The following is a 13,293-nucleotide window of genomic DNA, read 5'->3' on the forward strand; positions in this document are numbered from 1 at the left end:
CCATGCTTACAGTTATTGCTGAAATTCGCACCCGTCCGGGTCAACATCACCGCCAGGCAGTACTGGATCAGTTTGCGAAAATCGTTCCTACCGTCCTGAAGGAAGAAGGCTGCCACGGCTATGCGCCGATGGTGGATCACGCCGCGGGCGTGAGTTTTCAGACCACTGCGCCTGACTCAATCGTGATGATTGAGCAGTGGGAAAGCATCGCGCATCTTGAAGCGCACCTGCAAACCCCGCATATGAAAGCCTATAGCGAAGCGGTAAAAGGCGACGTGCTGGAGATGAATATCCGTATTCTCGAATCCGGCATTTAAGCGTCTCCTGCGTCACGCCGGGTCGACACACCATCGCGACCCGGCGATTTTTTTACGGCAGCGCCCTTTTCAGTCTGCGCACCGCTTCTTCCAGTTCATTCTTCGTTGGCGTGGCAAAAGAGAGTCGCAGCGTGCGCTTGTCCGGGTTATCGCTATAGAAAAACTCCCCCGGAACATACACGACCTTTTCCTCCAGCGTACGGGAAAGCCAGGCCGTGGTGTCGACGTCGTAACGGAAGGTCCCCCACAGGAACATCCCCCCCTGCGGCATATGGAAAGTAATATGCTCGCCCAGTTCACTGCGCATCATATCGGCGAGGAAATAGCACTTCTCACGATAAGCCTGACGGATCACCGTAATCTGCTCTGCTAAGTGTCCCAGCGACAGATAGCTGGCCGCCAACGCCTGTGAGTGCGCGCTGGTATGCAGATCGGTCGCCTGCTTCACGATAGTCGCCTTCTGCCCCATCCATTCCGGCAACACCACCCAGCCCACGCGCAGCCCCGGCGCCAGAATTTTGGAGAAGGTCGACGTATAAATGACCTGCTCCGGGCAACCGGCTTGCGCCGCATGCTGGAAGAGGGTTGTGTAGGACTGGCCGGTAAAGTTGATTTCACCGTAAGGATCGTCTTCGATAATCACAAAGTTGTGCTGTTTCGCCAGTCGCACCAGCTTCTGGCGACGGTCATCGCTCAGCACCACTCCGCCCGGATTGCCAAAGGTAGGAACGACATACAGGGCTTTGATGGTATGGCGCTGCAACAACTGCTCCAGCTCGTCAACGATCATGCCGTCTTTGTCTGTACCGACAGAGAGGATATTCGCCTGCGACAGCTGCAATACCTGTAGAGCGGCAAGGTAGGTCGGGCGCTCAACCACCACTTTATCGCCCGGATTAATCAACGTTCTGACCAGAATATCCAGCGACTGTTGAGAACCGTTGGTGATCAGAATTCGCTCCGGCGCGGCATGAATCCCGCGCCCCAGGCAAAGCTGGCTGATGGCCTCACGCAGCGGAGGATATCCCTCGCTCAGACCGTACTGAAACGCGTCCAGAAACTGCGTCGCCATCATTTTTTGGGTGGCGAGTTCAAGACCGGTTTTGTCGAACAGTTCAGGACTGGGAATTCCGCCGCCGAGGGAAATGACGCCGGGCATTTTGCTATGTTTTAATAATTCGCGGATCGCCGACGGTTTTAACGCGTCGACGTTTCGGGCGAGATGTGTGTTGTTCATTCTGTTTCCTTATCACGTAGTTCGGCGTCCATCCCCGGTATCAGCTATCCACCTGTCGATACCCGCCAGATTACGTTCCTGCACACCCGCGTTCTCGCCTTCGTTTGAGCGTAATAGACCTCTCTGTCTGGATCAATAAGATATTCTCCGCGTCAGGGATTGCCTGACGCGGAAAGGGCTTACCAGTACAGCTTCCAGCACTGGGTGAAACGCATCAGCGCTTCCACATAGAAATAATCCCCCCAGCTCGCGCATTCATCGACGCCCTTATGACTGGAGAGATGATATACCGAATGCTTCAGCAAGCCGTTGCCCTTCTCGTCCTTCGCCATCACATAATGCGCCGTCAGCGAGGACATAATACCCATCGCCCACTGCTGATAGCGTTCACGATCCGGATCGGTAACCGGCAGATGCTTGATCAGCTCCAGCAGGCCGCAAACCGCAATGGCCGCCGACGAGGCGTCGCGCAGCGCGTCGGTTCCCACCAGCGCCAGATCCCAGTGGCAAACGGCATCTTCCGGCAGACGGTTGAGGAAATAGTTCGCCAGCTTTTTCGACAGCGAGACCATCTCTTTATCGCCGGTGTAGATGTAGCTCAACAAGAAGCCGTAAATGCCCCATGCCTGCCCGCGCGACCAGCATGAATCGTCGGCGTAGCCCTGCTGTGTGTTGCCATAGCGCGGCGCGCCGGTTTTGACATCCATGTAGTAGGTGTGAAACGTCGAGGCATCTTCACGAATCAGATATTTCGCCGCCTGCGCCACGTGCGCTTTTGCCGCCTCGGCAAAACGCATGTCGCCCGTCTGCTCGCTCGCCCAGTAGAGCAACGGCAGATTCATGTTGCAGTCAATGATCATGCGTCCGGCCTGCTCCGGATCGTTAAGATCGCCCCATGCCTGGATGATCCGCGCCTTTTCGTGGAAGCGCTCAAGGAGCGCCTCTGCCGCCATCAGTGAAAAGCCGCGGGCGTCGCGGTTGCCCGTCAGCCGCCAGGCCGCCACGCAGGACAACGTATACAGAAAGCCGAGGTCATGGGTGTTGGTGTCATGACGTCCGGCAATCCGCAAACCGAATGAGCGCACGTGCTTTTCCGCCATCTCGCGGAACTTCGCGTCGCCGCTCATCTCCCAGGCCAGCCAGAGTTGCCCGGTCCAGAAACTGGTGGTCCACTCAACGTTGTCCGTTAACGGGTAAAAACCTTTGACGCAGGTCTCGGCGGGGAATTTATCACCGAATTCCGTTAAATGACGGCTAATCAGCTCAAGGACATGCTGCCGCGCACTGCTCATTTGTTCCTGAAATGCCCCCACATTGACCGGGCAGCCAGGAAATTCGCGCAACGTTTCCTCAACGATATGATTTAACATTTTTCGGTTCCTTTTGACGTAATTTATCTTGAAGCGTTATTTTCAGCGATATCCAGCGCGGCAGTATTCCGGCGCTTACTTTGACATGCCGATAAGGTAAAGGCGGAAATCAACGTAAAGGTCAGAGCAATAACGCCCATAATGATATAGGTTTTCTCAAAACCAATACGGTCATACATTAATCCAGCGGGCGAGGAGACGACCACGTTGCCGACGTACAGCATCGCCTGATAGCCCAACAAATACATGGTCGCATTGACACGTTTATCAAAATGTTCCGCGATATATTTAAATACCGATACCAGCAGCAAACAAATTTCCAGACCGTACAGCGGCTTAAGAATGGAGATAAGCAGATGGGAATCGCAGATTCCGGAAATAACCAGTCGCGCCCCGACCACTACCCCGACAATCAATAACCCGCGTTTCGCGCCAATGGCATTCACGAACAGAGGAATGACCATATACATCACAAATTCCATGCCCGACTGTACGGTGCCGAGATAGCCAAACACGGCATTTCCTTCATTAACATCCGAGAAGAAGGTGACGAAATAGCGCGAAAACTGCTGTTCGGCGATAAACATCATCCACGCCACGCCCGCGACATACAGGCAGAAAGCCCAGAATTTACGGTTACGCAACAGCGCGTAAACGTCCGCCGGAACGATCTTATCTTTCGTCAGGACGTCCGCCGCGTTAGCCGCGTTGACGTTGACCTTCAGGCTCAACAGGACGATCAGCATCACCACCGACGCCACGCTGCCAAGAATAAAGTTATAAGCCGGCGAGAGGTTAAACAGCAGACCGGAAAACGAGGACGCGACAGCCCAGCCGAGGGAGCCCCACATACGGATCTGACCGAACTCCATTCCGTTAAGACGGCTGTAGCGATCCGAATAGGATTCGCAGGCCGCCACACCAGCATACCAGGCAAAGCTCAGGTAGATTGCGCCGATAATAATCCCCAGCATCGTATTGGACATCAACAGCGGCTGGTAGACGTAAATAAAGAACGGCGCCATTAACGCAGACATGATCACCACAAAATAGAGCAGATATTTGCTCATGCCGATCTTATCGAGAATATAGCCGTAAATGGGTTTAAGAATGACTGAAAATATGCCATTCACGGCAAACACGGTGCCAATTACCGTTCCACTGAGCTGTGCTTTTTGTCCTAACCAAATAGCCAAAAGACCAATACTGGCTGACCAGGTAAAGAAGTAGAGGAATATAAAGCTACTAATTTTGTAATATTCCACTCTGTTATTAAGTGAGAGTTTATTCATATCATCCTCGCCGACGCACTGGGCGCCAGTTTTTATAAAATGAACGACAGTTGACGTGAGCTTCCAGGTTCGCGAATAACGACCTGGTCTGTGTTTATTTCCAGTTGCGGAACAGCCGCATCGCTTTTCTGCTGAGCCGACACTGCGCAGCACAGCCAGGTTTCTCCCGGGGTAATTGTTGTTAACAGCAGGGGGATGGACGCGCACTCTGCGAACATAATGCTGCTGTTCGGCGGCGTGACGACGCTGTCCGGTTGACGACGGATCGCTGGCGACAGATCGACAATCGCGCTGCTGCCGTTGCTGGCGTTGATTTCGCAGCCGCGTTCGCTTACCCGATGATCCGCTTTCATCACCGCAAATCCGCCTTCCGCCGTCTGTAAGGTACGGGCGCTGTGGATACGGTGCAGGCGAATATGCCATTCACCAAACGGCGCCAGCCAGGTGTCGATAATGACGTCATGCCACGGCGACCAGCGCGAAAAGATGACGTTTTCACGTACGCTGACCGCGTCGCAACCCCGTCGACCGCGATAATAGTTGTCGCCGTCCGCCAGCAGCAGCATGGAGTCGCACGCCGCGTGTTTCAGGCCATAGCGTCCGCGTTCGAGGGTGAAACCAAAGCGGCTGGAGTAAGCAAATTTGGTGTATTTGGCTTCGGTGTTGACGTAGTTGTTCAACTCAAGTTGGCCGGAGGTCAACAGGGTGACATGTTGCGAACGCTCGCTGTGCTGCAAAATTTGCCCGGCGTGCGGGACGGTCCGCGTTTCGCTAAGCGCAGGAAGCGGCAGTTCCTCCGCTTGCCAGAAAGGATGCGTTGACGGCAGGGCGAGGATTAAAAATACCTTCAGCGCCCAGTAAGGGGAACCGGGCGAGTTGTAGTCCTCGCACATGACCAGATTCGGGTAGGCAAAACCCAGCGTCAGGATACCCTCACGATCGAAAATCGACTGCTGTTGCCACCAGCGCAGATGGCGCAGAATAATCCCTTTCACCACACCCGGAGAGAACACGTCGAGCCCGGCAAACGCCACTGCGCTCCAGAACGCCACCATTGCAAAGCGGTAGGTCAGGCTGCGCCCGAACGGCACCGACGCGCCGTCCGCCGCTGACATGTAGATAAAATCCTGCGCAAACAGCCGCGACCGTTCGCGCAGCGTCGCAGCACGTTCAACGTCATCCGGACTGAGGGTGGCGTACAGCAGGCCGTAAAAATGGAAGGCCATTGAGATGTAATAATCTTTCGGCCGCCCGGGACCGTCGGAATACCAGCCGTCGCCGAGGTAATAGGCTTCCATCATGGCAAAACGGCGATCAATCGCAGCCTGATCGAACGGTAAACCGGCGCGCTTGAACCCGAGCTGCACGATGATGGCAAAGTAGTTCCAGTTACTGTCGGGCATTTGCGCGTCAGTGATTTGATTCAGCCAGCGATGAAGATTTTCCCGTTCGTCAACGCTGAACGCATCAGTCAACCGCGTCTGCAATAGCGCAAGACCCAAACCGTAAGCGGCCATCTCAACCAGGCGCTGATCGTAAGGGCCGGTATCGCCCCAGTACTGAGGGCTATGCGGATCGGTGCCCAGCTTAATCGCCTGAATATACTTCTCTGCGAACGGCACTTCCGCGCCGCCCGCCAGCAACGGAAACAGCCCCCACAGCGCGCGGGAAAGCCCCTCCATGCAGGCGATATCCACGCTGTAATGCGCGCAGGTATTGCCCAGCGAAAACTGCGCCTTCCCCGCCGGAAACTGCTTGTCCAGCGCACGTAAGATGTCATTAACGGCGCGCGTTACGTCTTCGCGTGATGACAAAGGATTTGATGTTTCTTCAGCAGCCGTCCACATAGCCTGTCCTCCAGATTAAGTGGACAAATCATAGTGAATCGCTGATAAGCGGAAATGTTATCTCAGTCACACCGTTATCACCGAAGTAAAACAGTGATTGAGAAAATTTAAAAATAGGGTTTATAAACAAATCCAGGACGATCAAAATTTAAATCTGTTGCACTATGAACGCACCGCTTAATGAAGAACGCCTGGAGTTGATCACCCTGAACGATGCCATTGCCTCGTTCAGTCGCCTGTTTGCCAATACAGTGCGGTATCACCACTGGCATCAGTGTCTTGAGGTGTTGTACGTAGAGGAAGGATTTGGCGTGGTGATTGTCGATCACAAGCAATACACCATGCGTCCAGGGAGGATGTTCTTTTTCCCGCCCTTTACGCTGCATAAAATTATGGTCGATGAACGGGCCCAGGATGGCTACCGGCGCACCATTATCCATCTCGATCACCATGCGGTGCTGAAGGCGTTACGCGACTTTCCGCATAACCATCAGCGTCTGCAAAACCTGAGTCTGCGCGGCGGCGAAGCCTGGGTGACCGACGCGGCGGATATTCATCCGCACGTCGATTTTCTTTTCAGTCGCTACGAAAAAATGGCCGTCCGCAAGCCGCTCAATACGGAACAGGTCTCTTGCCTGTTGCTCAGTTTATTAAGCCTGTTACCCGAGGATAACGTCAATTTGACAGCGACAGACAGCGGAATCGCCAGCCAGGTGATGTTTTGGCTTGATGAAAATTACCGGCACAAATTCCGGCTCGATGCGCTGGCGGCAGAGGTGGGGAAATCGAAAAGCTACGTCTCGCGCCGCTTTCATTATGAGACGGGCGAAAGCATTCTCGACTATCTCAATACATTACGGTTACGAAAAGCGTGCGAGGCGCTGCTACACAGCAACGCCAGCGTGCGCGATATCGCCCGACAGGTGGGCTTTTCGGACGTGACCTACTTCATCAGCGCGTTTGGCAAGGGAATTGGCGAGACGCCGTTGCAGTACCGGAAAAAACACGCCATCTGATGTTACCGCCGTCATCCGGTACTCTTAGCTTTACCGGATGGCGGCGGCGTAACGGGCTTTGCGCAAAAAGCGGATAACTATGCCTCAATATCCGCGAGATCGCCCTTTTCCTGCAACCAGTTGCGACGGTCTTCAGAACGTTTCTTCGCCAGCAGCATATCCATCACCGCGTTGGTACGCTGGTCATCTTCATCGCTGATGGTGAGCTGCACCAGACGGCGGGTGTTCGGGTCCAGCGTTGTCTCACGCAACTGCATCGGGTTCATTTCACCCAGACCTTTAAAGCGCTGAACGTTTGGCTTGCCTTTCTTACGCTTGAGCTGTTCCAGCACGCCCGCTTTTTCTTCTTCCGTTAAGGCGTAATAGACCTCTTTGCCAAGATCGATACGGTATAACGGCGGCAGCGCAACGTAGACGTGACCCTGCTTCACCAGCGTCCGGAAGTGCTTCACAAACAGCGCGCAGAGCAACGTGGCAATGTGCAGACCGTCGGAGTCGGCGTCCGCAAGGATACAGATCTTGCCGTAGCGCAACTGGCTGAGATCGTCACTGTCCGGATCGATGCCGATCGCCACCGAAATGTCGTGGACTTCCTGAGAGGCCAGCACCTCATCCGAGGAGACTTCCCAGGTGTTGAGGATCTTACCTTTAAGCGGCATGATCGCCTGATATTCACGATCGCGCGCCTGCTTGGCCGAACCGCCCGCCGAGTCCCCTTCGACGAGGAACAGCTCGGTACGATTCAGATCCTGAGCGGTACAGTCCGCCAGTTTCCCCGGCAACGCCGGACCGCTGGTCAGCTTTTTACGCACCACTTTTTTCGCCGCGCGTAGACGACGCTGAGCGCTGGAGATCGCCATTTCCGCCAGCAGCTCCGCGGCCTGGACGTTCTGGTTCAGCCACAGGGTAAACGCATCTTTCACCACGCCGGAAACGAACGCCGCGCACTGACGCGACGACAGGCGCTCTTTGGTTTGACCGGCAAACTGCGGATCCTGCATCTTCACGGAAAGCACGTAGGCGCAGCGATCCCAGATGTCTTCTGCCGACAGCTTCACGCCGCGCGGCAGAATATTGCGGTATTCGCAGAATTCGCGCATCGCGTCGAGCAGCCCCTGACGCAGACCGTTAACGTGCGTCCCGCCCTGCAGGGTCGGGATCAGGTTGACGTAGCTTTCGGTCAGCAGTTCACCGCCTTCCGGTAGCCAGAGCAGCGCCCAGTCGACCGCTTCCGTATCGCCTTCGAAATTACCGATAAACGGTTTTTCCGGTAGCGTCGGCAAGCCGTTAACCGCCTCGCCGAGATAGTCGTTCAGACCATCCTGATAGCACCAGCGTTGCTCGCTGTTGTTGACCTCGTCCTTAAAGGTGATTTCCACGCCGGGGCACAACACCGCTTTCGCCTTCAGCACATGCGTTAAGCGCGAAACGGAGAAACGTGGGCTATCAAAAAAGGTTTCGTCCGGCCAGAAGTGAACGCTGGTGCCGGTGTTGCGTTTACCGCACGTCCCGACAACCTGCAAATCCTGCACTTTCTCACCGTTTTCAAACGCAATGTTATACACCTGACCATCGCGGCGCACGTTCACTTCCACGCGCTTCGACAGGGCGTTCACCACCGAGATCCCTACTCCGTGCAGCCCCCCGGAGAACTGATAGTTCTTGTTGGAGAACTTACCGCCCGCATGCAGTCGGCAAAGGATCAGTTCAACCGCCGGGACGCCTTCCTCAGGATGAATGTCGACGGGCATGCCGCGCCCGTCATCAATGACTTCCAGCGATTGATCGGCATGTAAAATGACGTCCACGCGTTTCGCGTGTCCTGCCAGTGCTTCATCCACACTGTTATCAATCACTTCCTGCCCAAGATGGTTGGGACGGGTGGTATCAGTGTACATCCCCGGGCGGCGGCGCACCGGCTCAAGCCCAGTGAGTACCTCAATGGCATCAGCGTTATAAGTTTGCGTCATGGTTTTAATAGCAGTTCGAAATGATTGTCAGCAACTGTGCAGTCCAAGGAAATCGACAATCTGGTTGAAATAATCTTCGAAGCCCGTGAATGCGTGGTTTCCACCTTCGATTACAGTCTGGCGGCAGGACGCGTAGTACGCCACTGCCTGGCGGTAATCCAGCACTTCATCCCCCGTCTGTTGCAGCAGCCAGATAAGGTCTGGCGCTTCCAGCGGGTCAATCTGCATGACTTTAAGATCGTAAATATGACGAGACTCTAGCACATATTGCTGCCCCGTGTAGGGGTTCTCGTTCTGGCCGAGGTAGTCGGTCAGCAGTTCGAAAGGCCGCACCGCCGGGTTGACCACGACAGCGGGCAACATAAAGCATTGCGACAGCCAGGTCGCGTAGTAGCCGCCCAAAGAAGACCCGACGACACCCAGCGGTTCCCCACCGTGCTCCAGCACGATCGACTCCAGCATTTCTGCGGCATCGGCCGGGTATGGCGGCAGTTGCGGCACAATCATCTCAATGTCAGGATGCTGTGCGCACAGCCAATCTTTGAGCAGACAGGCTTTCGCCGAGCGAGGCGAACTGTTGAAGCCGTGAAGATAAAGAAGCGTAGACATCAGTAGCCTTCTGACGCGGTGTCGGGGCGAAACTCAGTCCCCTCTAAACGACAGACGTCCGTATGTAGCGAACCGTCAGCAAACAGCTCCAGCGTACGCCAGCCGGGACCAATCGTGTCGAGGGTAAAGTTAGCGCAGTGCGGTTTGAACTGGACGCAGGTTGATGGCGTCGCCAGCAGGCGGCGGCCATTCCAGTCGAGATCCAGCTCCTGATGAATGTGTCCGCAAAGCAGATATTTCACGCGCGGGAAGTTCACCAGCACGCTGTCCAGCTCCGCAGCGTTGCGCAGACTGTGCTGATCCAGCCAGCTGCAGCCCGCAGGCAGCGGATGATGGTGCAGAAGCAGCAACGTATGACGTTCCGGCGCTTCCGCCAGCTTTTGCTCAAGCCACTCCAGTTGGAATTCGCTCAGTTCGCCGTGGGGTACGCCAAACACCTGGCTGTCGAGCAGCAGGATCTGCCAGTGTTCGCCAATCATCACGCGCTTGGCTGGCGAGATCCCCGCCTCCTGCAACGCGCTGTACATGGCTGGCTGAAAGTCATGGTTGCCTGGCAACCAGACGCAAGGCGCGCGAAAGCTGGCTATGCCTTCAGCAAAATGCTGATAGGCCGCCGCGCTTTGATCCTGCGCTAAATCCCCTGTCGCCACGATCAGATCGTATTCCTGCCCCTCGGCATGAATCGCTTTCAGCACGGCCTGGTAACTTTCCCAGGTGTTCACGCCTAACAGCGTTTCGTGCTTTTCGGCAAACAGGTGAGTATCGGTAATTTGTAAGATCCTGACCCTGGCCTCACCAGCCAGAGGAAGGTTTAACAGGCTTTCCAAATGGTGTCCTTAGGTTTCACGACGCTAGTAAACCGGAATCGCCATCGCTCCATGTGCTAAACAGTATCGCAGCCAGTCGGCTAAAAACTGATTAATTTGATGCTTTTCGTCGCGTTGGTGCAACTTTTTATTGGGATAATCATACCGCGCTTTGAAGCGAAAGATCTGCTGACTTGAACACACTTCAGCCACCATCGCGTCATGATAGAGGCGGACCGTCAGCGACGGCAGGCTCCAGTAGGTGATTGCCGGCGCCGTCTGCTCGATCGTAACAAGCGTAGTGTATCGGGTCGATTCAACAACCGTTAGCCGATATTGTGCGTTGCCCACCTGATAGCTTACTGTTTCGCCAGGCGCGTCATTGCGCGGCAGCAGGCGGCGTAACTGTGAGAAATTGGTTTCGCACAGACGCATCATTTCAGGAAAGTCAGGTGTATAGCGCTTCATTTTTTCCACTCGTGTATTAACTCTTTATAGTGCAACTGCAACCATTGCAGGGCAATGACGGAAGCCGCGTTATCAATTTTCCCCTCTTCAACCCATTGATAAGCCTGCTCCCGGCTTACCACATGAACCCGAATATCTTCGTTTTCATCAGCCAGACCGTGAATCCCGTTCGCGGTCGTGGCGTCCACTTCACCCACCATAATTGACGAGCGCTCGCTGGTGCCCCCCGGACTTGCCAGATAACTGAGCACCGGTTTCGTCCGTTTCACCACGATGCCGGCTTCTTCCATCGCCTCACGGCGCGCGACGTCGTCGACGGTCTCGCCGTCTTCAATCATGCCGGCCACCAGTTCCAGTAACCACGGCGTGTCGCTGGTGTCATAGGCCGCAATTCGGACCTGCTCGACAAGCACCACTTCGTCCCGCTCAGGGTCAAAGGGTAGCAAGACTGCGGCGTGACCGCGCTCAAAAATTTCGCGCCGCACCTCCTGGCTCATTTCACCGTTGAACAAGCGGTGGCGGAAGCGGTAAAGATCCATCGAAAAAAAACCGCGATATAGCGTTTCTCGTGCAATAATTTCTACATCGTTTTTGGTGAAAGTTACGGGCGAGTTGCCTGATTTACGCATTGTGCCGTCCTGTACCAATAGTGATTTAAATGTGAATTTCAAGGGCGTTTGACTGCTGTTTTAGCGACCTTGTGGTAAATTGGTGCAAATTAACGCCTGATGGCACATAACGCCAACTTTTTGCAGTGGCGGATTCTGCTAGAATCGGCAATTATTTTTCTAAAATTTGATCAGCGCTAAATACTGCTTCACAACAAGGAATGCAAATGAAGAAATTGCTCCCCATCCTTATCGGCCTGAGCCTGTCGGGGTTCAGCACACTGAGCCAGGCAGAGAACCTGATGCAAGTTTATCAGCAAGCACGCCTGAGCAACCCGGAACTGCGTAAATCCGCCGCCGATCGCGATGCTGCATTCGAAAAAATCAACGAAGCACGTAGTCCTTTACTGCCTCAACTGGGTCTGGGTGCCGATTACACCTACAGCAACGGCTACCGTGACGCGAACGGCGTGAACTCTAACGCCACCAGCGCTTCTCTGCAATTAACGCAGACCCTTTTCGATATGTCGAAATGGCGCGCGCTGACCCTGCAGGAAAAATCAGCGGGCATTCAGGACGTCACCTTTCAGACGGACCAGCAAACGCTGATCCTAAACACCGCCAGTGCCTACTTTAAAGTGTTGAACGCCATTGACGTTCTCTCTTACACCCAGGCGCAGAAACAGGCGATTTATCGTCAGTTGGATCAAACCACTCAACGTTTCAACGTGGGTCTGGTGGCCATTACCGACGTGCAGAACGCCCGTTCACAGTACGATACCGTACTGGCGAACGAAGTGACCGCGCGTAACGATCTCGACAACGCTGTCGAAGAACTGCGTCAGGTTACCGGCAACTACTACCCGGAACTGGCGTCGCTGAACGTCGACAGCTTTAAAACCGACAAGCCGCAGCCGGTAAACGCCCTGCTGAAAGAAGCGGAAAACCGCAACCTGACGCTGTTGCAGGCGCGTTTGAGCCAGGATCTGGCGCGCGAGCAAATTCGCCAGGCGCAGGACGGCCATCTGCCGACACTGGATTTAACCGCTTCGACCGGCGTTTCCGACACCTCATACAGCGGTTCCAAAACCCGTGGCGCTGCCGGTTCGCAATATGACGACAGCAATATGGGCCAAAACAAAGTGGGCCTGAGCTTCTCTCTGCCGATCTACCAGGGCGGTATGGTGAACTCGCAGGTGAAACAGGCGCAGTACAACTTTGTCGGCGCGAGCGAGCAGCTGGAAAGCGCGCACCGCAGCGTGGTACAGACCGTACGTTCGTCTTTCAATAACATTAATGCTTCCATCAGCAGTATTAACGCCTACAAACAGGCGGTTGTTTCTGCGCAAAGCTCATTAGACGCGATGGAAGCAGGTTACTCTGTGGGTACGCGTACGATTGTTGACGTGCTGGATGCGACCACCACGCTGTATAACGCCAAGCAGCAATTGGCGAATGCGCGTTATAACTACCTGATCAACCAGCTCAATATCAAATCCGCACTGGGTACGCTGAACGAGCAGGATCTGGTGGCGCTGAACAACACGTTGGGCAAACCGATTCCGACCAGCCCGGACAGCGTAGCGCCGGAAACCCCGCAGCAGGACGCCGCCGTGGATAACTTTAACGGTAACGCCACTGCCGTACAGCCAGCGTCAGCCCGGACGACCTCCGGCAGTAACCCGTTCCGCAATTAAGACGGCCTTTCGCTTATCGGGCCTACCGCTACGTAGGCCCGATAAGGCGCAACCGC

At 54.9% G+C, this 13,293-nt stretch carries 12 protein-coding genes; 3 read left to right on the plus strand and 9 right to left on the minus strand.

Annotation, left to right across the window (positions count from 1 at the left end; translation table 11 throughout):
• The first annotated feature begins 2 nt into the window (after window positions 1-2).
• Window positions 3-317: a putative quinol monooxygenase gene (locus tag JY391_RS18935; RefSeq protein ID WP_042289259.1), complete on the plus strand. Its 315-nt coding sequence runs from the start codon at window positions 3-5 to the stop codon at window positions 315-317.
• A 52-nt stretch (window positions 318-369) separates the two neighbouring features.
• Here JY391_RS18935 and JY391_RS18940 read toward each other — a convergent pair whose 3' ends face one another.
• The 4 genes from JY391_RS18940 to JY391_RS18955 all read right to left on the minus strand — a co-directional run bounded on the left by JY391_RS18940 (window position 370) and on the right by JY391_RS18955 (window position 6,063).
• Complete coding sequence (locus JY391_RS18940; protein ID WP_211934830.1) at window positions 370-1,554, minus strand: aminotransferase-like domain-containing protein; 1,185 nt, start codon at window positions 1,552-1,554, stop codon at window positions 370-372.
• Window positions 1,555-1,733: 179 nt separating this feature from the next.
• Window positions 1,734-2,924 carry a glycoside hydrolase family 88 protein gene (locus JY391_RS18945; RefSeq protein WP_211934831.1) on the minus strand — a complete coding sequence of 397 codons (1,191 nt, stop codon included), beginning with the start codon at window positions 2,922-2,924 and terminating at the stop codon, window positions 1,734-1,736.
• 23 nt (window positions 2,925-2,947) lie between these two features.
• Window positions 2,948-4,216 (minus strand): oligosaccharide MFS transporter, encoded by a 1,269-nt coding sequence (locus JY391_RS18950; RefSeq protein ID WP_060570843.1) that lies wholly within the window; start codon window positions 4,214-4,216, stop codon window positions 2,948-2,950.
• Between the two features lie 32 nt (window positions 4,217-4,248).
• A complete protein-coding gene (locus JY391_RS18955; protein WP_211934832.1) occupies window positions 4,249-6,063 on the minus strand; it encodes a DUF2264 domain-containing protein in 1,815 nt (604 codons plus the stop codon).
• A 164-nt stretch (window positions 6,064-6,227) separates the two neighbouring features.
• Between JY391_RS18955 and JY391_RS18960 the strand changes: the two genes are divergently transcribed.
• The gene (locus JY391_RS18960) at window positions 6,228-7,079 is read left to right on the plus strand and encodes a helix-turn-helix transcriptional regulator (RefSeq protein WP_211934833.1); all 852 of its coding nucleotides are present in this window, start codon (window positions 6,228-6,230) and stop codon (window positions 7,077-7,079) included.
• Window positions 7,080-7,156: 77 nt separating this feature from the next.
• On the opposite strand, the gene parE is transcribed toward JY391_RS18960, so the two are convergent.
• The 5 genes from parE to nudF are packed head-to-tail and all read right to left on the minus strand — an operon-like array spanning window position 7,157 to window position 11,561.
• A complete protein-coding gene (gene parE / locus JY391_RS18965) occupies window positions 7,157-9,049 on the minus strand; it encodes a DNA topoisomerase IV subunit B (protein ID WP_181822077.1) in 1,893 nt (630 codons plus the stop codon).
• Window positions 9,050-9,076: 27 nt separating this feature from the next.
• A complete protein-coding gene (gene yqiA, locus JY391_RS18970) occupies window positions 9,077-9,658 on the minus strand; it encodes an esterase YqiA (RefSeq protein WP_042289277.1) in 582 nt (193 codons plus the stop codon).
• Window positions 9,658-10,485, minus strand: coding sequence for a 3',5'-cyclic-AMP phosphodiesterase (gene cpdA / locus JY391_RS18975; protein WP_042289280.1), 828 nt, complete (start codon window positions 10,483-10,485; stop codon window positions 9,658-9,660). Before cpdA ends, yqiA begins: the two co-directional genes overlap by 1 nt.
• A 24-nt stretch (window positions 10,486-10,509) precedes the next feature.
• Entirely contained in the window at window positions 10,510-10,932 is a 423-nt protein-coding gene (locus JY391_RS18980) for a DUF1249 family protein (RefSeq protein WP_012907621.1), read from the minus strand.
• Window positions 10,929-11,561: an ADP-ribose diphosphatase gene (nudF, locus tag JY391_RS18985; RefSeq protein WP_042289285.1), complete on the minus strand. Its 633-nt coding sequence runs from the start codon at window positions 11,559-11,561 to the stop codon at window positions 10,929-10,931. Before nudF ends, JY391_RS18980 begins: the two co-directional genes overlap by 4 nt.
• Window positions 11,562-11,761: 200 nt before the next feature.
• On the opposite strand from nudF, the gene tolC reads away from it, so the two are divergent.
• Window positions 11,762-13,237 carry an outer membrane channel protein TolC gene (gene tolC / locus JY391_RS18990; RefSeq protein WP_082636857.1) on the plus strand — a complete coding sequence of 492 codons (1,476 nt, stop codon included), beginning with the start codon at window positions 11,762-11,764 and terminating at the stop codon, window positions 13,235-13,237.
• The last annotated feature ends 56 nt before the right edge of the window (window positions 13,238-13,293 follow it).

Source organism: Citrobacter sedlakii, from assembly GCF_018128425.1.
Lineage (GTDB): Bacteria > Pseudomonadota > Gammaproteobacteria > Enterobacterales > Enterobacteriaceae > Citrobacter_A > Citrobacter_A sedlakii.